The organism is Burkholderia sp. MSMB617WGS (assembly GCF_001532025.2).
Taxonomy (GTDB): domain Bacteria; phylum Pseudomonadota; class Gammaproteobacteria; order Burkholderiales; family Burkholderiaceae; genus Burkholderia; species Burkholderia savannae.
The window spans coordinates 1509410-1530216 of record NZ_CP013458.1 but is presented as its reverse complement, the minus strand read 5'-3'; the positions used below and the strand labels follow the sequence as shown (position 1 = coordinate 1530216).

General features: G+C 67.9%; 21 protein-coding genes and 3 pseudogenes. 15 read left to right on the top strand and 9 right to left on the bottom strand.

All coding sequences use genetic code 11. The annotated features are described in order from the left end of the window. The first annotated feature begins 40 nt into the window (after positions 1-40). Entirely contained in the window at positions 41-313 is a 273-nt protein-coding gene (locus WT60_RS27365) for a DUF4148 domain-containing protein (RefSeq protein WP_038744862.1), read from the top strand. A gap of 132 nt (positions 314-445) precedes the next feature. Here the strand turns inward: WT60_RS27365 and irlS are convergent, their stop codons facing one another. From irlS to WT60_RS27335, 6 genes are all read right to left on the bottom strand, one after another. Further along, the gene (irlS, locus tag WT60_RS27360) at positions 446-1837 is read right to left on the bottom strand and encodes a heavy metal sensor histidine kinase IrlS (RefSeq protein WP_059646581.1); all 1392 of its coding nucleotides are present in this window, start codon (positions 1835-1837) and stop codon (positions 446-448) included. Then, a complete protein-coding gene (gene irlR, locus WT60_RS27355) occupies positions 1834-2517 on the bottom strand; it encodes a heavy metal response regulator transcription factor IrlR (RefSeq protein WP_060356090.1) in 684 nt (227 codons plus the stop codon). The genes irlS and irlR overlap by 4 nt, the downstream gene beginning before the upstream one ends. A gap of 6 nt (positions 2518-2523) precedes the next feature. Continuing rightward, complete coding sequence (locus tag WT60_RS27350) at positions 2524-5757, bottom strand: CusA/CzcA family heavy metal efflux RND transporter (RefSeq protein ID WP_060356091.1); 3234 nt, start codon at positions 5755-5757, stop codon at positions 2524-2526. Between the two features lie 73 nt (positions 5758-5830). After that, positions 5831-7291 carry an efflux RND transporter periplasmic adaptor subunit gene (locus WT60_RS27345; RefSeq protein WP_060356092.1) on the bottom strand — a complete coding sequence of 487 codons (1461 nt, stop codon included), beginning with the start codon at positions 7289-7291 and terminating at the stop codon, positions 5831-5833. A 24-nt stretch (positions 7292-7315) separates the two neighbouring features. Further along, entirely contained in the window at positions 7316-8683 is a 1368-nt protein-coding gene (locus WT60_RS27340) for a TolC family protein (protein WP_060356093.1), read from the bottom strand. Between the two features lie 341 nt (positions 8684-9024). Next, positions 9025-9306, bottom strand: coding sequence for a hypothetical protein (locus tag WT60_RS27335; RefSeq protein WP_060356094.1), 282 nt, complete (start codon positions 9304-9306; stop codon positions 9025-9027). A 166-nt stretch (positions 9307-9472) separates the two neighbouring features. On the opposite strand from WT60_RS27335, the gene WT60_RS34790 reads away from it, so the two are divergent. After that, positions 9473-9901 (top strand): hypothetical protein, encoded by a 429-nt coding sequence (locus tag WT60_RS34790; RefSeq protein WP_186448670.1) that lies wholly within the window; start codon positions 9473-9475, stop codon positions 9899-9901. A 460-nt stretch (positions 9902-10361) separates the two neighbouring features. On the opposite strand, the gene WT60_RS27320 is transcribed toward WT60_RS34790, so the two are convergent. Then, positions 10362-10850 carry an adenosine-specific kinase gene (locus tag WT60_RS27320; protein WP_081989383.1) on the bottom strand — a complete coding sequence of 163 codons (489 nt, stop codon included), beginning with the start codon at positions 10848-10850 and terminating at the stop codon, positions 10362-10364. A gap of 187 nt (positions 10851-11037) precedes the next feature. On the opposite strand from WT60_RS27320, the gene WT60_RS27315 reads away from it, so the two are divergent. The 3 genes and pseudogenes from WT60_RS27315 to WT60_RS35455 form a co-directional block, all read left to right on the top strand. After that, positions 11038-12012, top strand: a complete 975-nt coding sequence (locus tag WT60_RS27315) for a cysteine synthase A (RefSeq protein WP_038744869.1) — start codon at positions 11038-11040, stop codon at positions 12010-12012. Positions 12013-12111: 99 nt separating this feature from the next. Continuing rightward, positions 12112-12597 (top strand): YbaK/EbsC family protein, encoded by a 486-nt coding sequence (locus tag WT60_RS27310; protein WP_038744870.1) that lies wholly within the window; start codon positions 12112-12114, stop codon positions 12595-12597. Between the two features lie 221 nt (positions 12598-12818). Beyond that, positions 12819-13005 (top strand): annotated as a pseudogene (locus WT60_RS35455) (integrase core domain-containing protein); the annotation flags it as partial. Between the two features lie 225 nt (positions 13006-13230). Here WT60_RS35455 and WT60_RS27305 read toward each other — a convergent pair. Next, positions 13231-13359 (bottom strand): annotated as a pseudogene (locus WT60_RS27305) (ferredoxin family protein); the annotation flags it as partial. Positions 13360-13388: 29 nt separating this feature from the next. On the opposite strand from WT60_RS27305, the gene WT60_RS35595 reads away from it, so the two are divergent. The 7 genes from WT60_RS35595 to WT60_RS27275 all read left to right on the top strand — a co-directional run bounded on the left by WT60_RS35595 (position 13389) and on the right by WT60_RS27275 (position 17547). Continuing rightward, a complete protein-coding gene (locus tag WT60_RS35595) occupies positions 13389-13523 on the top strand; it encodes a hypothetical protein (RefSeq protein ID WP_257789118.1) in 135 nt (44 codons plus the stop codon). Further along, positions 13484-13777, top strand: coding sequence for a DUF2325 domain-containing protein (locus WT60_RS27300; RefSeq protein ID WP_059646564.1), 294 nt, complete (start codon positions 13484-13486; stop codon positions 13775-13777). Before WT60_RS35595 ends, WT60_RS27300 begins: the two co-directional genes overlap by 40 nt. Before the next feature lie 49 nt (positions 13778-13826). Then, complete coding sequence (locus tag WT60_RS27295) at positions 13827-14819, top strand: LLM class flavin-dependent oxidoreductase (protein WP_060356095.1); 993 nt, start codon at positions 13827-13829, stop codon at positions 14817-14819. A gap of 75 nt (positions 14820-14894) precedes the next feature. Next, positions 14895-15569, top strand: a complete 675-nt coding sequence (gene modB / locus WT60_RS27290; protein WP_059646558.1) for a molybdate ABC transporter permease subunit — start codon at positions 14895-14897, stop codon at positions 15567-15569. Between the two features lie 17 nt (positions 15570-15586). Next, positions 15587-16339, top strand: coding sequence for a molybdate ABC transporter substrate-binding protein (gene modA, locus WT60_RS27285; protein ID WP_059646555.1), 753 nt, complete (start codon positions 15587-15589; stop codon positions 16337-16339). Positions 16340-16351: 12 nt separating this feature from the next. After that, the gene (locus WT60_RS27280) at positions 16352-17131 is read left to right on the top strand and encodes an ATP-binding cassette domain-containing protein (protein ID WP_059670082.1); all 780 of its coding nucleotides are present in this window, start codon (positions 16352-16354) and stop codon (positions 17129-17131) included. Positions 17132-17199: 68 nt separating this feature from the next. Next, positions 17200-17547 (top strand): LysR family transcriptional regulator, encoded by a 348-nt coding sequence (locus tag WT60_RS27275; RefSeq protein WP_231751999.1) that lies wholly within the window; start codon positions 17200-17202, stop codon positions 17545-17547. A gap of 254 nt (positions 17548-17801) precedes the next feature. Here the strand turns inward: WT60_RS27275 and WT60_RS35450 are convergent. After that, a pseudogene (locus tag WT60_RS35450) lies at positions 17802-17891 on the bottom strand (PKHD-type hydroxylase); the annotation flags it as partial. A 32-nt stretch (positions 17892-17923) separates the two neighbouring features. Here WT60_RS35450 and WT60_RS27270 point away from each other — a divergent pair. The 3 genes from WT60_RS27270 to WT60_RS27260 are packed head-to-tail and all read left to right on the top strand — an operon-like array spanning position 17924 to position 20277. Beyond that, positions 17924-18352, top strand: coding sequence for a transposase (locus WT60_RS27270; RefSeq protein WP_231752061.1), 429 nt, complete (start codon positions 17924-17926; stop codon positions 18350-18352). A gap of 32 nt (positions 18353-18384) precedes the next feature. After that, positions 18385-18693: an IS66 family insertion sequence element accessory protein TnpB gene (tnpB, locus tag WT60_RS27265; RefSeq protein ID WP_348982041.1), complete on the top strand. Its 309-nt coding sequence runs from the start codon at positions 18385-18387 to the stop codon at positions 18691-18693. A gap of 30 nt (positions 18694-18723) precedes the next feature. After that, positions 18724-20277: an IS66 family transposase gene (locus WT60_RS27260; RefSeq protein ID WP_059584212.1), complete on the top strand. Its 1554-nt coding sequence runs from the start codon at positions 18724-18726 to the stop codon at positions 20275-20277. Positions 20278-20807: the final 530 nt, after the last annotated feature.

Below are 20807 nucleotides of genomic sequence, written 5' to 3'. Positions count from 1 at the left end.
ACTGTCGCACGACAGTGATCAACTCGATGGAGAACGAACGATGAACACGACAAAACTCATGGCATGGGCCGCCGCCGCGGCACTGACGACGCTGGCCGTCGCGCCCGCCGCATTCGCGCAAGGCAAGACGCGCGCCGAAGTCCGGCAGGAGCTGATCCGCGCGCAGCACGAAGGCATCGTGCCCGCGGGGAAGAACGACTATCCGCCGAGCCCGGCGCTCGTCGAGCGCAACAAGCAGCTGCATGCGATCTCGGTTCACGGCGGCAAGACGAACGTGGCGCTCGATCAGCATGACCGCACGGTTGCGCGCTGATGCGCGGACCATCGACGCGTGCGCGGGCCGCGTCGCGCGGGCCGCGCACCCCGCGCACCCGATAGCGGCCGTAGGGGCCGAAGCGGGGGCCGCAGGGGCCGCGCGCTGCGCCGCGTCGCGCGACGCAGCCGGTCAGGCCGCGTGCGCGGGGAACGTGAGCCAGAACGTGGTGCGCACGTGCGGCTCGCTGTCGACGCCGCACGCGCCGCCGTGGTTGTCCATGATCGAGCGGACGATCGCGAGGCCGAGCCCCGTGCCCGACGCCGAATTGTGCCGCGCCGGATCGACGCGGTAGAACCGCTCGAAGATCCGCTCGCGATGCTGCGGCTCGATCCCGCGGCCCGTATCCGAAACGCTGATCGTCGTCGCACCGCCCGCCTGCCGGCATTCGATCGTGATCGTCGAGCCGCGCGGCGCGTGATTGAGCGCATTGCTGATCAGGTTGCTGAGCGCGCGGTGATAGAGGAGCGCGTCCGCCTGCACGGCCGCTTGCCCGCGCACGACGATATTCACCTCCGCGTCCTCCGCCATCGGCTCGTAGTAGCCGGCGACGCGCTCGGCCTCCGCGGCCGCGTCGAGCGTGCGGATCGCCAGATGGCTCTCGGCGTTGTCCGAGCGCGCGAGGAACAGCATGTCCTCGATCATCCGCGACAGGCGCTGATATTCGTCGATGCTCGATTCGATCACGTCGCGATATTCGTCGGCCGTGCGCGGCTTCGATAGCGCGACCTGCGCTTCGGCGAGCAGATTCGTGAGCGGCGTGCGCATGTCGTGCGCGAGATTCGACGAGAACTGGCTCAGGCGTACGAACGATTCGTCGAGCCGCTTGAGCATGCCGTTGAACGCATGCTCCATCTCCTTGAGCTCGCCCGACGTGTGGAGCTCCGGCAGCGGATGCGCGAGCCGGCTCGACGACATCTGCTCGGCGCGCGAGACGAGCCGGCGCAGCGGGCTCAGGCCGAGCATCGCGATGCCGTACGCGAGCGCCGCGGTCAGCGCGACGGCGAGCACCTCGATCACCACCACCGTGTACGCATACGCGCGCAGCAGCGCGTGATCGTTCCTGCCGTCGTACTGGACGACGATGCGCGCCGTCCGGTTGGCGTCGCGAAGCGGCGCGTCGCCCGCGAGATAGCTGTAAGTCGTGCCGGCGTGCGTCGCGCTCGCCGGCACGCGCGCTTGCGGCGCGCCGAGCGCGAGCTGCGTCGCGACGAAGCCGCGCGTCGCGAACAGCATCCGACCGTCTGCGCCGTAGATCGCCAGATCCAGATTCTGATGGCCGTGCAGCTGATCGATCCACAGATCCGACTTGCGCGGAATCTCGTCGACGCTTCGCACGTTCACGAGATGCGTGCGCATCGCCGCGAGCGTCGCCGACATTTCGTACGACGACATGCCGGCCAGCCGATTGTGCAGCGCGCTGTAGAGCGCGATGCCGCTCAGCGCGAGCGTCGCCGCGGTCGACAGGATGATGAGCGCCGTCAGGCGCGCGCGCAGCGTGCGGGGCAACAGGCGCTTGATCATCGGCTCGGCGCGCTCCGCACTTCGAGCACGTAGCCCATCCCGCGCACCGTATGGATCAGCTTGGGCTCGTATGCGTCGTCGATTTTCGAGCGCAGCCGGCGGATCGCCGCGTCGACGACGTTCGTGTCGCTGTTGAAATTCATGTCCCACACCTGCGACGCGATCGTCGCACGGGGCAGGATCTCGCCTTCGCGGCGCATCAACAGCCACAGCAGCGCGAATTCCTTCGCGGTCAGCAGCACGACGTCGCCCTGGCGGGTCGCCTTGCGCCGCGTGAGGTCGAGCTCGAGATCGGCGATCTTGAGGATCGTCGATTCGCGCCCCTGCCCGCGGCGCAGGATCGAGCGCACGCGCGCGACGAGCTCGATGAAATCGAACGGCTTGACGACGTAATCGTCGGCGCCCAGCTCGAGCCCCTTCACGCGGTCGCCGACGTCGTCGCGCGCGGTGAGGAACAGCACGGGCGTCGAGTGCTCGCGGCGCAGCCGCTCGAGCACGGTCCAGCCGTCGTGGCCCGGCAGCATCACGTCGAGGATGATCAGGTCGTACTCCTCGGTTTCGGCCTGATGCAGGCCCGTCACGCCGTCATCGACCCAGTCCGCGATGAAGCCCGCTTCGGTCAGCCCCTTGCGCAGATACATGCCCGTCTTCGGCTCGTCTTCCACTATCAGTATTCGCATCTGGTTTCACCTCGATGATTCGCGCCGCCGGCGCAGGACGGCCGCGGGCGCGAGCTTCGCGAGCCGCCCGGCGAACCGCTCGCCGAGCGCGGCGCGCAGCGACGCCGAGTGCGCCACCCGATAGAGTACCGGCAAAACGAGCAGCGTCAGCGCGGTCGACGACAGGATGCCGCCGATCACGACGGTGGCGAGCGGCCGCTGGACCTCCGCGCCGGTGCCGGTGGCGAACGCCATCGGCAGGAAGCCGAGCGACGCGACGAGCGCGGTCATCAGCACCGGCCGCAGGCGCGTGAGCGCGCCTTCGCGCACCGCGGCGTCGAGCGGCATGCCTTCGTCGCGCAGATTGCGGATGAACGAGATCATCACGAGGCCGTTGAGCACGGCGACGCCCGACAGTGCGATGAAGCCGACCGCGGCCGTGATCGACAGCGGAATGCCGCGCAGCCACAGCGACACGACGCCGCCCGTGAGCGCGAACGGAATGCCGGTGAACACGAGCAGGCCGTCCTTCGCGTTGTTGAACATCACGAACAGCAGCACGAACACCATCGCGAGCGCGAGCGGCACGACGATCTTCAGCCGCTCGCTCGCGCTTTGCAACTGTTCGAACTGGCCGCCCCACGACAGCCAGTAGCCGGCCGGCACCTGGACATCCGCCGCGATCTGCTCGCGCGCGTCGGCGACGAACGAGCCGACGTCGCGCTCGCGCACGTTCGCGCTGACGACGACGCGGCGCTTGCCGTTTTCGCGGCTGATCTGGTTCGGCCCCGGCGACAGGTCGACCGTCGCGAGCTCGGCGAGCGGCACGTACGGCGCCTGGACGACCGGGCCGCTCGCGCCCGCCGAAGCCGGGAACGGCAGCGCGATCGGCAGCCGCTTGATCGCCTCGACGTCGGTGCGCAGCTCGTCCGGCAGCCGCACGACGATGTCGAAGCGGCGATCGCCCTGGAACAGCAGGCCCGCCTTGCGGCCGCCCACCGCCGCGGCGACCGCGTCCTGCACGTCGCCCACCGTCACGCCGTAGCGCGCGAGCTTGTCGCGATCGAGGTTGACGGTCAGCACGGGCAGGCCGGTCGTCTGCTCGACCTTCACCTCGGAGGCGCCCGGCACCTTCTGCAGCGCGGCCGCGATCCGCTCGCCGGTCGCGTTGAGCGTCGCCATGTCGTCGCCGAAGATCTTGACCGCGACGTCGCTGCGCACGCCTGAGATCAGCTCGTTGAAGCGCAGCTGGATCGGCTGCGAGAACTCGTACGCGTTGCCGGGCAGCCCGGCCAGCGCGGCCTCGATTTCCTGGCGCAGCGCGTCGCGCGACTTGCGCGGATTCGGCCATTGGTCGACGGGCTTCAGCATGATGTAGCCGTCGGACATGTTCGGCGGCATCGGATCGGCGGCGATCTCCGCCGTGCCGGTGCGCGCGAACACGCGTTCGATCTCGGGAAAGCGCGCCTTGAGCGTCTTCTCGATCGAGCGCTGCATCTCGATCGACTGCGTGAGGCTCGTGCCCGGAATGCGCAGCGCGGACACCGCGAGATCGCCTTCGTTCAGGCTCGGAATGAACTCGCTGCCGAGCCGCGTCGCGAGCACGAGCGTCAACGCGACGATGGCGGCCGCGCCCGCGAGCACCTGCCTCGGCCGCGCGACGAACGCGTCGAGCGCGGGCGCGTACAGACGCTTCGCGGCGCTCATCAGCCGGTTTTCCTTTTCCTCGACGCGCCGGCCGATGAACAGCGCGACCGCCGCGGGAATGAACGTGACGGTGAGCGCCATCGCGGCCGCGAGCGCCATCACGACGGTGATCGCCATCGGATGGAACATCTTCCCCTCGACGCCCGTGAGCGCGAAGATCGGCAGATAGACGACCATGATGATCAGTTGCCCGAAGATCAGCGCGCGGCGCGCTTCCTGCGACGCGGCGAACACCTCGGCGAAGCGCTCGTCGCGCGTGAGCGGGCGGCCGGCCGCGTGTTGCGCGTGCGCGAGCCGGCGTATGCAGTTCTCGACGATCACGACCGCGCCGTCGACGATGATGCCGAAATCGAGCGCGCCGAGGCTCATCAGGTTCGCGCTGACCTTCGCGTTGACCATTCCGGTGAACGTCATCAGCATCGACAGCGGAATCACGAGCGCGGTGATCACCGCCGCGCGGATGTTGCCGAGGAACAGGAACAGGATCGCGATCACGAGCACCGCGCCTTCGAGCAGGTTCTTCTTGACCGTCTGCACGGCCTTCTCGACGAGCACCGTGCGGTCGTAGACGGGGATCGCGCGCACGCCGGCGGGCAGCGTGCGGTTCACGTCGACCATCTTCGCGGCGACGGCCTTCGCGACCGTGCGGCTGTTCTCGCCCATCAGCATGAACACGGTGCCGAGCACGACTTCCTCGCCGTTGGCCGTCGCGGCGCCCGTGCGCAGCTCGCGGCCGATGTCGACGGCGCCGACGTCCTTCATCCGCACCGGCACGCCGCCGACGTTCGTGAGCACGATGTTCGCGATGTCGTCGACCGAGCGCGCCTGGCCCGGCACGCGCACGAGATACTGCTCGCCGCGCTTTTCGATGTAGCCCGCGCCCACGTTGTCGTTGTTGCGCTCGAGCGCGCGCACGACGTCGGCGAGCGTGAGCCCGTACGACATCAGCTTCGTCGGATTCGGCGCGACGCGGTATTCCTTCACGTATCCGCCGATCGAGTTCACCTCGGTCACGCCCGGCACGTTGCGCAACTGCGGCCGCACGACCCAGTCCTGCAACTCGCGCAGATCGGCGCTCGTGTAGCGCGTGCCGTCCGGCTTGCGCGCGTCGGCGTCGGCTTCGACGGTCCACAGGTAGATTTCGCCGAGGCCCGTCGAGGTCGGCCCCATCGCGGGCGCGACGCCGGGCGGCAGCTTGTCCTTCGCCTCCTGAATGCGCTCGTTGACGAGCTGGCGCGCGAAGTAGATGTCGGTGCCGTCCTTGAAGATCACGGTGACCTGCGACAGCCCGTAGCGCGAGATCGAGCGCGTCTGCTCGAGATTCGGCAGGCCGGCCATCGCGGTCTCGACCGGATAGGTGATCCGCTGCTCGGCTTCGAGCGGCGAATAGCCGGGCGCGGACGTGTTGATCTGCACCTGGACGTTCGTGATGTCGGGCACCGCGTCGATCGGCAGCTTCTGGTAACTGTAGACGCCGAGCGACGCGACCGCGACGATCGCGAGCATCACGAGCCAGCGGTGCGCGATCGCAAAGCGGATCAGGCGCTCAAACATGGTGACAGTCCTCTGGAATGCGAAAAAAAGCGCTGCGCGCCGGCGCGGGGCGGAGCGCGGCGCGTGCGGCGCGTCAGTGCTCGTCGGCAACGCCCTTGCCGAGCTCCGCCTTCAGCACGAAGCTGTTCGCGGCGGCGTAGATCTGGCCGGGCGCGAGGCCCTTGACGACCTCGACGCTCCCGGCGTCGCGCCGGCCCGTCTCGACCGACTGCGCGACGAAGCCCTTCGGCGTGCGCACGAACACGGCGGGCGCGCCGTCGATGTCCTGCAGCGCGTCGCTCGCGACCGCGACCGGCACGTTTTGCGTGCCCGCGTCGACGGTCACGTTGACGAACATTCCGGGCCGCCACGCGCCGTCGGGGTTCGGCAGCACGACGCGCGCGGGCGCGGTGCGGGTCTGCTCGCCGAGCAGCGCGCCGACGTACGCGATCGGCCCGCTCGATTTCGACTCGAACGCGGCCGCGTTGACGCTCGCGTGGCGGCCGACGCGCACGTCGTTCAGGCGTTGCGCGGGCACGGCCATCTCGGCCCAGACCGAGGACAGATTGGACACGACGAACACGTTCGCGTCGGCGGCGATCGCCTCGCCGGGCGCGATGTGCTTCTCGACGATCGTGCCCGCGAACGGCGCGCGCAGCTCGTAGCGGTTGAGCGCGCCGGACGCGGCGCTCGCGTTCAGCGCGGCGAGCTTTTGCCGCGCGTTCGCCGCGGCGATCTCCGCCTCGCGCAACTGCACCTGCGCCAGCAAATAGTCCTGCTCGGCGGAGATCCGCTCTTCCCACAAGGTCTTTTCTCGCGCGTACGACGTGCGGGCCGCCTCCAGCCGGCGCTCGGCCGTCATCAGCTCGCTGCGGCGGTCGGCGAGATCCGTGCTCGCGATCACGGCGAGCACCTGCCCCGCTTTGACGTTCTCGCCGATCGACACGGCGACCCGCTCGACGATCCCCGCGACGCGCGGCACGACGTGCGCGGTGCGGTCCTCGTTGAACTTGATCTCGCCCGGCAACTGGAAGCTCGCGACCACCTGCGCGGGGCCCGCGCGCGCGACCCCGATCTTCGCCGCGCCGATCTGCTCGTCGCTCAGCGCGATCGCGCCGTCGGCGCGCGAGAACGGGAACGACGCGCGCCGCGCGCCGATCTTCACGTCGATCGACGCGTCGAATACGTGAGGCTTCGCGATCGCCTGCGCCGACGTGTATTTCGCGCCCGCTTCCGAGAACTGCAGCGCGACGCGGCTGCCGTCGTAGCGGGTCAGCGTGCCGGAGACGCTCGCGCCTTTCGGCGCGGGCTTGCCGTCGGCGAACGGGTAGACGACGAGGCGCGCGTCGTCGGGCTTTTCCGACAGCACGATTTCGACCGACAGCGCGCCTTGCGCGAGCACCGTGCCGCCGTGCCGGCCGGCCGCGCCCGATGCGGGAGCGGCGGCGGCTCCGGCCGGCGTGGACGACGTGGACGGCGCGCGCGCGAGCGCCAGCGCGATGGCGAGAGCGCCGGCCGCGGCCGCCCCGGCGAGGATCAATTGCTTGCGTTGCATGGCGAGTTCTTCAGTGAAATGGGTTCAGCGAAGTTGGGCGAGGGGGCGGGACGCGTCGCGCGACGGCGCGCCGACGAGGCGATCGATGTCCGCGTACGACTGGTGCGCGTCGGCGAGCGCCAGCACGTAGCGCGACTGCGCGTCGAACAGCGTGCGCTGTGCGTCGAGCACGTCGAGGAAGCTGAACTTGCCGAGCTGGTAGCCGCGCGACATCGCGTCGAGCGATTGCCGCGCGGCCGGCAGCACGTCGGCCTTCAGCCGCCGCGCTTCATTCGTCGAGCGCTCGAAGTTCGCGTAGGCCTGCGTGAGATCGAGCCGCAGGCGCGCGCGCTCGGCGTCGAAATCGGCGCTCGCCTTCGCGGCCTTGTGGACCGCTTCGAGAATCGCGCCCTTGTTCGTATCGAACAGCGGCAGCGGAATGGATATGCCGACGACTGCTTGATTGTCCGGCGCGCCGCCCGTGACGACGCGCTTGACGCCCGCGCTCACGGTGATGTCCGGCACGCGCTTCGCGCGCTCGATCGCGATCTGCGCGTTCGTGCGCAGCATGGCGGCCTTCGCCGCGCGAGAGAGCGGCGCGTCGTCGAGCCGTCCGAGCAATTGCGGCAACGGCTCGACGGTGGGCAGCGCATCGAGGTCGCCCGACGCGGCGCGCTCGCGCACGAGGGCGCTGCCCGTCACGTTGGCGAGCCGCGCGAGCGCCGCCGTCACGCGCGTCTGCGCGTTCGACAGCTCGATCTGCGCGGCCGTCTGCGCGACGCGCGCCTTCGTCGCCTCGACGGGCGACACCTTGCCGGCCCGCGCGCGCTTGTCCGCCATGTCGGCCGAGCGCGCGGCGATCGCCGCGGATTCCTCGGCGACCTGCAACTGACGCTGCGCGGCGAGCAGGCCGTAGAACGCGCTCGTCACATCGGCGCGCAGCGCGCTCGCGCGGCCGTCGAGCGACGCGAGCGCGAACTCGCGGCCGTACGATGCGGCGTCGACGCGCGAGCGCCGCTTGCCGCCCAGCTCGATCGTCTGGTTGACGAGGCCGGTCGTCGTCCGCTCCTGCCGCTCGAAGCCTTCCTGCAGGAGCGACACGCTTGGATTCGGCCGCGCGCCCGCCTGGACGAGCGCGCCGACGGACGCATCGGCGTCGGATTGCGCGCTCTTGAGCAGCGGGTTGTTCGCCGCGGCGAGGTTCAGCGCGTCGTCGAGCGACAGCGCGGGCGGGGCGGCGGTGGACTCGGCGGTGGACGCGGGCGGCGTCGGCGCGGAAGGCGCGCCGGCGTCGGCGGGCATGGCGGTCGGCCGGCCGGGCGCGACGGCGGGCGGTGCGGACTGCGCTTGCGCCTGCACCGCCGACGCCGCGATCGCGGCCGACACGAGTGCGGCGAAGATACGCTTGGGCATGGGTGATCGAGTTTGGGTGAAACGCGATCGATGCTACGGGGCGTGCCGCAATGCAAACATGAGGCGAACATGACATTTTTGTCACGTTCGCGCGGGAGGGGGGCGATCGGTGCGGCGGGGCGTGTCGGCGTGCGGAGTGCGTGTCGAGGGCCGATGCGGCAGATGCGGTCGATGCGGTGGAACGCATCGGCCGAGCCGGACATGGAGGATGTGTCGCGACGGCGCGCGGACGCGCGCTGGAGTCGAACGCCGTGACGCCGTGACGCCGTGACGCCGTAATGCCGTGATGCCGTGATGCCGTAATGCAGTGACGCCGGATCGCCGCTCAGTCGCTCGACCGCTCAGCCGCCGCTGACGGCCGAATGCGCGCCGGCGGCGCTTTCGATATTGACGGGACGCGGGTTCGCGCCCGGCGCGCCGTCGTTGCGTTGCGAGAGTTTCGCGCCGGCCGCGCAGTCGCGCGCACAGGCGGGCGACGGCGCGTCGCGCTGCGGCTGTTGCGGCGTTTCGGCGCGAATCGGCTTGCGCTCCTTGAACACGCGCTCGGGCATTCCGTGCGCGAACGCGGATGAGGCGGCGACGGCGAAAAGCGCCGCGACGGCCATGGATGTTGCTCGTTTCATCGAATGTCTCGCTTGGTGGTCGCCGCCGGAACGGCGGACCCGGCCAGTGTGACGACGGCGCGGTGCGTGGCGATGACCGCGCGGTGACAAGTCTGTCAGGAACCGGGCGAGCCGCGGCATTCAGGCGGCTTCCCGCGGCAGAGGAGCGGCGTCGGACGTCGTCGTCATGCGGTCGTCATGCGTTTCGGCGTTGATCCGCGCGGCGCGCGCCGCGCCGATCGGCGGAGCATTGCGTCAGTACACGCGCATCGCATGCAATGCAATCGCGGCGACGCATGCAAACCGCCGCGGCGAATCGTCGATCGAACGAAAACCGGGATTCGACACCCGTTCGGCGACAGGCGGGCGCGCCGCTCGCCCGCGCCCGCATCGGTCGATCGCCGCCGAATCAGCAGCCTTCGCGGCAGTCGGCGACGCCGCATGCGATGAGATTTCCGGCGACTTCGCGCAGCAGGTGTTGCGTGAGCGCGCCGGCGCCGCCTTGGGCGAGACGGAGCAATTCGATCAGATCTTGCGCGGCGAGGCTCATGTTGGTCTCCTTCGCTGCGGCGCTTCTCGAGCGCCGCCGCAAAACATGAAATTCTCTTTGTTGTGACCCAAGTATCGTCCACGGGCCGCACCGATCCAATCAGCCGACGACGAACTTCGCGTCATCCGCTGCAGCGGTTTGTCGGCGTTTTCCTACGCAATCCTCAGCGGAAATCGGCGGTATGGAGCGGGGTGACGGAAGGGGGCGGCGAGATCATGGGGCGCACGCGGCGCGTGGCGTTCCCGTTCGATCCGTCGCGGTTTTGTCTGCCGCGCGGCGAGCGGTTCGGCGCGCGCCGGGGCGGCTCGCTCGGTTGAACGGCGGGCATCGATTGCCGGCGCGGCGAGCGTCTGATTCGAGCCGGCATGCAGGCACGCCGGCACGCCGCATCGTGCCCGTGAACGGGGCGGTAAACGTGCCCGCGAAGTGCCCGCGAAGTGCCCGCGAACGCATCGATCCCACGCAGCGCGCGATCAGCCCGAAATCGGCCGAAAATCGGCCCAAAGCGTCGTTCGCCGCCCGGCGGCTACGCCTTGTAGCCGATGTTGCGCAGCAGCGCCTTTCGCCAGCTCACATCCTCGTCGTTTTCGACGCCGAGCGGCGCAAAGCCGTCGACGACGCCGAGGATGCTGCGTCCTTGATCGGTCTGCGCGACGACGACCTCGGTCGGATTCGCGGTCGCGCAGAAAATCCGGCAGACCTCGGGCACGGCCTTGATCGCGTTCAGCACGTTGACCGGATAGAAGCCCTCGCCGAGAAACACGAGAAAGCAGTGGCCCGAGCCGATCGCGGTCGCGTTCCGGCACGCGAGCTCGGTCAGCTCGCCGTCGGTGCCGGAGCGGCGCACGAGGCGCTTGCCGGACGCCTCGCAAAACGCGAGGCCGAACCGAATGCCCGGCACGGTGCCGACGAGCGCCTCGTGGATGTCCTCCACCGATTTGATGAAATGCGTCTGACCGAGAATGAAGTTCGTCGTCTCGGGCTTGTCGATCGCAACGGTAAGCAATTGCAGCATGTCGCACCTCGTCTCGTGGCGACGCGAATGCACCGGCGCGCGAGCGCCGCAGGCCCGGTCGCTTTCGGGCCGCTTTCCAGCTTAGTACGCGGCTCGCGGCGGCGAAAGCGCGGTGCCGGCCGGCGCCGTCACCTATCCTTGATGTAGGTCGAGCCGCCGGCGCGCGGGCGGGGAAGGGGGAACGATCATGGACGTGCGGCAGGGTTTCGTCGACTGCGTGGGACGCACGCCGCTCATCCGCCTGGCGAAGCTCAGCGCGGAGACGGGCTGCGACATTCTCGGCAAGGCCGAATTCATGAACCCGGGCGGATCGGTCAAGGATCGCGCGGCGCGCTACATCATCGAAGACGCCGAGCGGCGCGGCGCGCTGAAGCCGGGCGGCACCGTCGTCGAGGGCACGGCCGGCAACACCGGCATCGGGCTCGCGCATCTTTGCGCGGCGCGCGGCTACCGCTGCGTGATCGTGATTCCCGAGACGCAGTCGCCGGAAAAGATGGCGCTGCTGCGCACGCTCGGCGCGGACGTGCGCTCCGTGCCGGCCGCGCCGTACAAGGACCCGAACAACTATCAGAAGATCGCCGGGCGGCTCGCCGCCGAGCTGGACAACGCGATTTGGGCCAACCAGTTCGACAACCTCGTCAATCGGCAGGCGCACTACGAGACGACCGGCCCGGAAATCTGGCGCGATACGGCGGGCACGGTCGATGCGTTCGTCTGCGCGACGGGAACGGGCGGCACGCTCGCGGGCGTGAGCCGCTATCTGAAGGAGCGCGATCCCGAGATCCGCATCGTGCTCGCGGACCCGTGCGGAAGCGGGCTCTACAGCTACGTGAAGACGGGCGAGATCAAGGTCGAGGGCAACTCGATCACGGAAGGCATCGGATCGAGCCGCGTGACGGCCAATCTGGAAGGCGCGCCGATCGACGACGCGGTGCGCATCGACGATCCGGCGTGCGTGGCGATGGTCTACCGGCTGTTGCGCGAAGAGGGGCTGTACGTCGGCGGATCGAGCGGAATCAACGTCGCGGCGGCCGTCTGGCTCGCACGGCAGATGGGGCCGGGGCATACGATCGTGACGCTGCTGTGCGATCGCGGCGACATTTACCGCACGCGGCTCTTCAACCGCGAGTGGCTGCGCGAAAGAGGGCTCGAGCCGTCGTAGGTGCGGCGCCGCCGCATTGTTCGGACGAGCGAGCGCGACCTATTCTAGAGACATCCTGCCAACCGGCGGCGATCAACGTTTGTTAGACGGAGGTGTGCCATGTCGATGTCCGTCACTTTGCAGGACTGCCTGCGCCAGAAGGCTTCGCGATACGAAGTCATCCATCATCCTTACAGCCACTCGAACATGGAGGCGGCCGCGGCGGCGCACATTCCAGGCGACCGTCTCGCGAAGACCGTGCTGCTCGAAGACGCACAGGGCTACGTCGCGGCCGTGCTGCCGACCACGCACGCGGTGCGGCTTTCGGAACTCTGGGCGAAGACCGGACGCCATCTCGTGCTCGCGAAGGAAGTCGAACTGCGCGAACTGTTCAAGGACTGCGACGTGGGCGCGCTGCCGCCCGTGTGCATGGCCTACGGGATGCAGACGTTCCTCGACGAGAGCCTCGCGCAGCAGCCGGACGTGTATTTCGAGGCCGGCGACCATGAAGAGCTGGTCCACATGGATCGCGACGAGTTCCTCTCGCTGATGGACAAGGCGGAACGGGCGAGCTTCTCGCACAAGATTCAGGGCGTGGTTTCGTGAACGACTTGGCCGGCCTCGGCCCTCGAGCCGAGGCCGAGCAGCGGGCGCGGGGCGACGGGCTCGGAGGGGCCCGTCGCCCCGTTCGATTTGACTGGCGTCGCACCCGCGGGAGCAACGCCCCGCAAGCATCGGCGGGTAGCGCCAGCCGCCGGAAATCCTCGGGAGATTATTGTCGGTCGGCCCGCTCGGGCAGCGCGCGCCTCGTCGTTCTTCGCGCGCTCGATTGCCTAAGCGAGCACTGGTTCACGAGCCTCGCGCATGCCCAGGTGCCTATCGCCGCCCGGCGCCTGGACTACAACGAGTAAAGGCGACACGGCGCACTGGATGGATTGCCTTTCGCCTGCAGCGTTCGCGGCGAAACTTCCGGCAACGGCGGATGCGCCTGCCGCTTTCCGGGAGCTGGTTTGAAGGGACTTTGCTAGACGCCCGTTGGCCTTACCGAGGGGGCAGGTCAGTATCGTCCCTCGACATCACTCCAGGTAGTTCGGTCCCGCCCCTCGTTGCGGCAAATCGCGACGGGATAATGGTTTCTTGTCCGTTCAAATGCCGCTCTTGGGATCAAACGTTACCGGCAGATGGACGAGGCGTCTGGCGCACCATAACAGGCTATGTTCGGCTGGCGGCAGTGTTCCCTCAACCGAACTTGAACAGCACCCCGTGGCCGCCCCGCGGATACTCCCATTCGATGTTTTGATGGTCGCTGCACAGGATGCGGCAGCTTCCGCATTCGAGGCAGCCGTCGGTGATCAGCGTCACCGAGCCTCGCGCACGAGCTGCAGGCCGTCGAGCGGGTGCTGCTCGACGGCGACCTGCTGATGGCGGCGCTGGTCGGCCGCCGCTACGTCTACGTCGGCGGCCGGCCGGGCAGCAACGCGGTGTTGCGCGCATGGCTGCGCGCGGCGAGTTCGTCCATCACGTCGCGCTGATCGACGACGACGGTGGCGCGCGGGCGAAGCGATTCGCGTCGCTGCTGCAACAGGCCGATGCAGTGCTGGTTCCGCTCGACACGATCGATCCCGAGTCGCTCGCCGCGCTGCGCGCGCACTGCGCGCGTCATCGCGTGCGCTGGTTCGCGCTGCGAACCTCGGGCGTCGCGAGTTTCATCGCCGGCCTGCAGAGAGTGCAGCGCACGAGGCGAGGCACGGCCGTCCCGGCATGTGCGTGCCCGCGTCATGGCTGACGGGTCCCATTGGCACAACCTATCTTTCGTTCCACGTCACGAACCCGACATGTCTACTTCATTACCTCGCCTCGGCGTCTTCCTCAACGTCGAGAACCAGGACGGCGACGAGCGCGTCGCGCTCGAGCAGACGATCCGAACCGGCGTGCTTGCCGAGACGCTCGGGTTTCACGACGTCTGGGTCGCCGAACACCATCACAGCCGCTTCGCGATCGGCAGCGCGCCGACCGTGCTGCTTGCGCAGATCGCCGCGCGCACGTCGAGGATACGGCTCGGCACGGGCGCGTCGCTGCTCGCGCTGAACGATCCGGTGCGGGTCGCGGAAGACGTCGCGACGCTCGATCTGTTGAGCGGCGGGCGCATCGAATTCGGCGTCGCGCGTGGCGGCCCGTTCCCCGACCAGTACCGGCAGGCGGGCATCCCGTCGGCCGACGCCGCGCGCGAGCGGACGTTCGAGGCGCTGGAGCTGGTTCGCCGGTTGTGGCATGAGCCCGCCACGCACTTCGACGGCCGTTTTTTTCGGTACGAGGACATCGCGATCCACCCGCGTCCGCTGCAACGGCCCGTACCCGTCTGGCTCGCGAGCCTGAGCGGCGACGCGTGGCGGCTCGCGGCCGAGCAGGGCTTCGGCCTGATGGCGACGCCGGCGGTGCCGCTGGAACTGGTCGCCGGGCAGGTGAGCGCCGAGCGCACGCGCCGCGCCGATCTGCCGTTCGCGATTGTCCGGTTCTTTCATTGCGAGGACGACGATCGCCGCGCGGTCGACACGGGTGTCGCGGGGGTGCGCGAATATCCGCGGCTGATGCAGGCGCAGTTTCCGCCGGGCAAGCTGCCGCCGATGTTCGAGCCCGGTGCGAGCGGCGCCGACATCGCCGCGAACGCCGTGTTCGGCGACCCGGCCCGCTGCGAGGCGCAGATTCGCCGGCTTGCCGCGTTGCTCGGGCCGCACCGGCTGCTGCTCAAGCCTGCCGCTCACGATCCGGAGCGCAGGCAGGCGGCGCTCGCGCGGCTCGCGGCGCATCTCGGCGTCTCCGCCGGATAGCGATCGATGTCGTCGCATGGCCCGCATCTTGCTGAAATCCTGATGTAGACCGTTACATAACGGAGGTTGTCGCGAATGTCGGATTTCCTACAACGCATCGATTGGCCGCCATTGTTGCTGTCGCTGAAAGTCGCAGGGATCGCGACCGTGCTCGCGTCGATCGTCGGCATCGCGCTCGGCTGGCTGTTCGCGCGCCGCCGCTTTCCGGGACACGCGATCTGCGAGGCCGCGTGCATGCTGCCGCTCGTGCTGCCGCCGACCGTGATCGGCTACGGGATTCTCGTCGCGGCGGGCCGGCGCAGCGCGCTGGGCGCGTGGATCTATACGCATTTCGCGTACACGTTCGTATTCAACTGGCACGGAGCAGTGCTCGCGTCCGCGATCGTCGCGCTGCCACTCGTGCTGAAGTCTGCGAGCGCCGCGTTCGCCGGCGTCGACGGGTCGCTCGAGGCGGCCGCGCGCACGCTGCGGCAGTCGCCGTTCTCGACGTTCGTGCGCGTCACGCTGCCGCTTGCGTGGCCGGCGATTCTGGCGGGCGCGCTGCTCGCGTTCGCGCGCGCGATGGGGGAGTTCGGCGCGACGCTGATGATCGCGGGCGACATCCCGCGGCAGACGCAGACGCTGTCGCTCGCCATTTATGACGCGATGCAGGACGGCCGCGACGGCACCGCGTTCTTTCTCGCGTGCGTCACGTCCGGGCTGTCGATCGCGGTGCTCGTGCTGTCCAAACGCTTTTTCACGCTACGTTGATCCCGGGAGACCGCCTCGTGAAATCCGCTCTCCGATTTTTTGCCTGCGTGTTCTGTGCCCTCGCGCCAGTCATCGCGCTCGCGCAGCAACTGACGGTATCCGCCGCCGCCAGCATGACCGATGCGTTCAAGGAGATCGGGACGCACTTCGAGGCCGCGCATCCCGGCGTGACCGTGCGCCTGAACTTCGGCGCGTCGGGCGTGCTGCTTCAGCAGATTCGCATGGGCGCGCCGGTCGACGTATTCGTCAGTGCGGACGAGGCGAGCGTCACGCGCGGCATCGACGCGGGCATCTTCGATCCGGCGACGAAGCAGACGCTGGCGTCGAATACGCTCGTGCTCGTCGTGCCGGCCGGTCAGGCGTCGCGCGTGAAGATGCTCGCCGCGCTCGCGGACCCGGCCGTCAAGCGGATCGCGATCGGCAAGACGGCGACCGTGCCGTGCGGCCGTTACACGCAGCAGGCGCTCGAGCGCGCGAAGCTCTGGGGGCCGCTCGAGCCCAAGATCGTGGAGTCCGACAGCGTGCGGCAAGTGCTCGACTACGTCGCGCGCGCCGAGGCCGACGCGGGCTTCGTCTATCGCACCGACGCGATGCTGATGCCGGATCGGGTCGCGATCGTGCAGACGGTGGACGATCACGATCCCGTGAGCTATCCGGTCGTCGCGGTCGGCGCGAGCCGCGAACCGGCGCTTGCGAAGGCCTTCATCGCGTATCTGTTCAGCCCGCCCGCGCAGGCGATCCTGAAACGCTACGGCTTCGCGCATGCGTGAGGGAGCGCGCCGGTGATCGACGTCGATTTCGAGGCGGCGGTGTCGGACGGCGCGCGGCATTTCGCGCTCGCGATGCGCTTCGCGTCCGACGCGCGCGTGGTCGCGCTGTACGGACCTTCCGGCGCAGGCAAGTCGCTGACGCTGCGGACGATCGCGGGGCTGCTCACGCCGCGGCACGGGCGCGTGCGCGTCAACGGGCGCACGCTGTTCGACGCGGCCCACGGGATCGATGTGCCGCCCGAGCGGCGAGGCATCGGCTGCCTGTTCCAGCATTACGCGCTGTTCCCGCATCTGCCGGTGCGCGAGAACGTCGCGTTCGGACTCACGACCTGGTACCGCGCTCGCCTGTCGAACGAGGCGCGCCTGCGCGTCGAGAGCCTGCTGGAGCGCTTCGGTCTCGCACCGCTGGCCCGCAGCCGGCCGGACGGGCTGTCGGGCGGACAACGGCAGCGCGTCGCGCTCGCGCGCGCACTCGCGTGCCGGCCCGATCTGCTGTTGCTCGACGAGCCGTTCTCGTCGCTAGATCCGTCGCTGCGCGACGACTTGCGCCGCTATCTCGGCGAGGTGCTCCGCGAATGGCAGATACCCGTCGTGATGATCACGCACGATGTCGACGACGTGACGGCGCTGGCCGACGTCGCATTCGTGATCGACCAGGGCCGGGCCGTGCGCGAGGTCGACGTGCGGCGCGGGATTGCGACCGAGCTCGAGTGCGGGCGTCGGGAAGCGCTGCGGCCCACGCCGCGCGAGCAGCGCATCCGCGAATTGCTGCGCGTGCCCGCGGCCGACTGACGGAGGCCGACTGACGGAGGCCGTGCGCGGGAGACGGGCGCGACGATGCGACGCTGTTGGGCGGCGACATGAAGCTCGCGGGTCGCTTCGACGAGCGGTTTTTCGCGCTGCTCGAGGCGATCGACAACACGGGTTCGATCAACCGCGCCGCGCGCGTGGCCGGCTATAGCTACAAGGGTGCGTGGCTGCTGCAGGAGAGCGCCGCGAACCTGGCGAATCAACCGCTGTTCACGACTGAGACGGGCGGCAAGGGCGGGGGCGGTACGCGCCTCACGCAGGCCGCGCACGAACTGCTGTCCGCGTGGCGAGAGCTGCAGGCCCAGGCGCGACGGTTCCTGCGCGAACAGGAGGCATGGCTCGTTCGATTGCCGGCACTGTCCGGCCTTCTCAGGAGAATCGCAACTCCCCAAGCTTGATGTGCTTCATCTTGGCATCGAGTGGCGACTTATATCGATAGACCCAAGTTTCGCGCTTTGTCGTTACGACGATCCGAAGTCCAACGAAGCCGTCGATTGCCTCATCAGTCTCCGGAGACATCTTCCTTATCTCGCTTGCATCAAATTTCGATTTTTCCTCCAAAAAACCTATGCCAAAACCTACGCTGGGGTTCAGGCTTGGAAGGGAATTTCGGGTGCTTACCGACTATTGAAAGCAGCGTTACCAGTTCGCGTCACGCATCGGCCCACCGCCGCAGCAGATTGTGATAAATCCCGGTGAGCGCGATCACGCTGGCATCGCGCCGTAAGCGCCTCACGGCGACCGTCGTAGACGAGGGCGAGAAGCGACATCAAAGTGGTGCCCATCATTTTCGATTTGATGGACATCACCGTGACAGAGCCGGAAGCCAAGCCCGGGAGCCGCAAGGGGCGCCCAAACTATGATCGCGAGTTTCGACGCCGTCTTGCGGCCGCGGCATGCGAGCCGGGTGCTTCGGTCGCAAAGCTGGCGCGCGAGAATGGCATCAATGCAAACATGCTGTTCACGTGGCGGCGTCGCTATCGCGAGCAATTGCTGGCCCAAACGACGTCGCTGATTCCGGTGGCGGTGGTCGATGAAACGCCGGCGCAGCGCGTGACCATGCCCTCGGAAGCTCGGGCAGTGGGCAACCGCACTACTCGAGCCGGGACAATCGAGATTCGATTCGGTGAGGTGGTCGTCAAGGTGGACGGCATTGTGGACGCCGACACGCTACGTGTTGTACTGGGGAGCATGCAATCGTGATCTCTCTTCCCACGGGTACCCGAGTCTGGCTGGTGGCCGGCGTCACCGACATGCGCTGCGGATTCCAAGGGCTGGCGGCGAAGGTGCACACGGCGCTCGAGGACAATGCGCTCAGCGGCAACGTGTTCATCTTCCGGGGCCGGCGCGGCGATCTCGTGAAGCTCATGTGGGCAACCGAGGACGGGCTCTGGCTTCTTGCGAAACGGCTTGAGCGTGGTCGTTTCGTCTGGCCGCAGGCCGATGGCGGCAAGGTTCATCTGACGGCAGCGCAATTGTCCATGTTGCTCGAAGGCATCGATTGGCGGCAACCGCGTCGCACCGCTGCACTGTCGATGTTGTAAACCGAGCAGAAGGCTCGTAAACTGCGCCGCATGTCGAACGGCGCCGAACTTCCTGACGATGTTGAAACGCTGCGAGCATTGCTGCTCGAGGCTCGTGCTCAGCTTGCCGAGCGCGATCTGGAGATCGAGCAACTCAAGGCTCAGCTCGACAAGCTTAGGCGCATGCAATTCGGACGCAAGTCCGAGCAGTTGGACCGCGAGGTTGCACGGCTAGAAACAGCGCTCGAGGACCTGACGGGCGAGCGTGGCGTCGCCGATGTGCGGCGCGCCCGCCAATCAAGCGCAAGCACGCCTGTGAGCGACGCATCGCCGAAAGAAGCGCTGCCGCCGCATCTGCCACGCGAAGAACGTGTACTGGAGGCTGACGCAACGTGTCCGAAGTGCGGCAGCGCAATGCAGCCGCTCGGAGAAGACGTGTCCGAGCAGCTCGCCCGCGTCGCGGCGGTGTTCAAGGTGATTCGTACGATCCGGCGCAAGACGGTTTGCCCGTGCGGCCACCACTTCTCGCAGCCGGCGATGCCCGGCCTGCCGATTACGCGCAGCATCGCCCATCCGAGCCTGCTGGCCGACATCCTCGTCTCGAAGTACGCCGACCACGCCCCGTTGTACCGCCAGTCGCAGATAGCCGCGCGCGACGGCGTGAAGCTCGACCCGGCCAGCATGGGCCGCTGGGTCGGCCAGTGCGAGGCCCTTTGCGATGCGCTGACCGAGGCACTGCGCCGCTACACGGTGGCGCCGTCGAAGCTGCACGCGGATGACACGCCTATCCCGGTACTCGAGCCGGGCAAGAAGAAGACGAAGACGGGGCGCCTGTGGGTGTATGTGCGCGATGACACTCGTTCGGGCTCGACCGAACCGGCCGCAGTGTGGTTTGCTTACTCGCCGGACCGCAAAGGCATTCATCCCCAGACCCACCTGGACGGATTCAAGGGTATCTTGCAAGCCGACGCCTACAGCGGCTTCAACGAACTGTACGAGAGCGGCAAGATTCGCGAGGCGGCATGCTGGGACCACGCGAGACGGTACATATACGACGTGCATGCCCGAACGCCTGCCGAGGCGACCCGGGAGGTGCTCGAGCTGATCGGTGCACTTTACGCGATCGAGGCCGACATCCGCGGCAAACCCGCCGCGCAGCGGCTGCGCGTGCGCCAGGAGAAAAGCATCCCGCTGCTCGCGGCCATCAAGACGTGGATGACGGACAAACTCGCGACGCTGTCGAAGAAATCCGAATTGGCCAAAGCGATCCATTACTCGCTTAATCAGTGGGATGCCCTCGTGCTGTACTGCGAAGAGGGCCGTGCCGAGATCAGCAACGCCCTGGCCGAAAACGCGTTGCGCTGTGTGAGTCTGGGTCGAAAGAACTTCTTGTTCGCCGGCTCCGACAGTGGGGGGAAACGGGCCGCGGCGATGTACAGCCTGATCGGCACGTGCAAGCTGAACGGGATCAACCCGCGCGCTTACCTCGAATACGTGCTGACCCATATCGCTGATCACCCCATTAACCGCATCGACGAATTACTACCCTGGAACGTGGCAAAAAAGCTGCCAGGGAAGTCTTGCCCACCTGCCTCCACGGGCTGATTGCCAGCGGGCCAACATGAGCGCTCGATAACCAATCATGCCTCACGTGCGCGCCGGATTGCGGACGGCCTTCGCGAGGCGCTTACGTCTCAAGTCACAATGTCTCTCCAATAGAATTACGTTAAACGTGCACATCCGAGTACCGCGCATCGTCAGGGGCGCGTATCGTGCGCCATGCATTCGACGACACGATGAGAATAAAAAGGCGATCGTCGATATCGACGATCGCAAAAACCGCCTGCTCCGAGGCAGATCGGAGGGCAGAAGGCGGTGGCCTAAGCGGTTTTAACCATCAGGTGTCGCTCACGTATCGGATTGAATTCCAGCGAGCGGTGTTCGAAGAAACGGTCGAATTGCCGATCGAAGGTCGGCCACTGTGGGGCGTTAAACGGCGCCCGAACATCCGACTGCCTGAGGTCTTTTGGTTTTCTAATGGAGGCCTAATGTTCGTGCGCGACGAGCACGGGCGCTGGCGATTCATGGTGTGCGGCCTTGCGTGCGTCGTCACGAAAGGAAGCGTTGAGATATCG

Excerpts from the sequence above, each read along its gene's own strand:
- WT60_RS27295 (WP_060356095.1), top strand. The coding sequence starts at position 13,827 with ATGTCTACTTCATTACCTCGCCTCGGCGTCTTCCTCAACGTCGAGAAC.
- WT60_RS27345 (WP_060356092.1), bottom strand. The coding sequence starts at position 7,291 with ATGCAACGCAAGCAATTGATCCTCGCCGGGGCGGCCGCGGCCGGCGCT.
- WT60_RS27275 (WP_231751999.1), top strand. The coding sequence starts at position 17,200 with ATGAAGCTCGCGGGTCGCTTCGACGAGCGGTTTTTCGCGCTGCTCGAG.
- WT60_RS27300 (WP_059646564.1), top strand. The coding sequence starts at position 13,484 with ATGGCTGCGCGCGGCGAGTTCGTCCATCACGTCGCGCTGATCGACGAC.
- WT60_RS27335 (WP_060356094.1), bottom strand. The coding sequence starts at position 9,306 with ATGAAACGAGCAACATCCATGGCCGTCGCGGCGCTTTTCGCCGTCGCC.
- modB (WP_059646558.1), top strand. The coding sequence starts at position 14,895 with ATGTCGGATTTCCTACAACGCATCGATTGGCCGCCATTGTTGCTGTCG.
- irlS (WP_059646581.1), bottom strand. The coding sequence starts at position 1,837 with ATGATCAAGCGCCTGTTGCCCCGCACGCTGCGCGCGCGCCTGACGGCG.
- WT60_RS27310 (WP_038744870.1), top strand. The coding sequence starts at position 12,112 with ATGTCGATGTCCGTCACTTTGCAGGACTGCCTGCGCCAGAAGGCTTCG.
- WT60_RS27340 (WP_060356093.1), bottom strand. The coding sequence starts at position 8,683 with ATGCCCAAGCGTATCTTCGCCGCACTCGTGTCGGCCGCGATCGCGGCG.
- WT60_RS27260 (WP_059584212.1), top strand. The coding sequence starts at position 18,724 with ATGTCGAACGGCGCCGAACTTCCTGACGATGTTGAAACGCTGCGAGCA.
- WT60_RS34790 (WP_186448670.1), top strand. The coding sequence starts at position 9,473 with ATGCGGTCGTCATGCGTTTCGGCGTTGATCCGCGCGGCGCGCGCCGCG.
- WT60_RS27315 (WP_038744869.1), top strand. The coding sequence starts at position 11,038 with ATGGACGTGCGGCAGGGTTTCGTCGACTGCGTGGGACGCACGCCGCTC.
- WT60_RS27350 (WP_060356091.1), bottom strand. The coding sequence starts at position 5,757 with ATGTTTGAGCGCCTGATCCGCTTTGCGATCGCGCACCGCTGGCTCGTG.
- WT60_RS27365 (WP_038744862.1), top strand. The coding sequence starts at position 41 with ATGAACACGACAAAACTCATGGCATGGGCCGCCGCCGCGGCACTGACG.
- WT60_RS27320 (WP_081989383.1), bottom strand. The coding sequence starts at position 10,850 with ATGCTGCAATTGCTTACCGTTGCGATCGACAAGCCCGAGACGACGAAC.
- irlR (WP_060356090.1), bottom strand. The coding sequence starts at position 2,517 with ATGCGAATACTGATAGTGGAAGACGAGCCGAAGACGGGCATGTATCTG.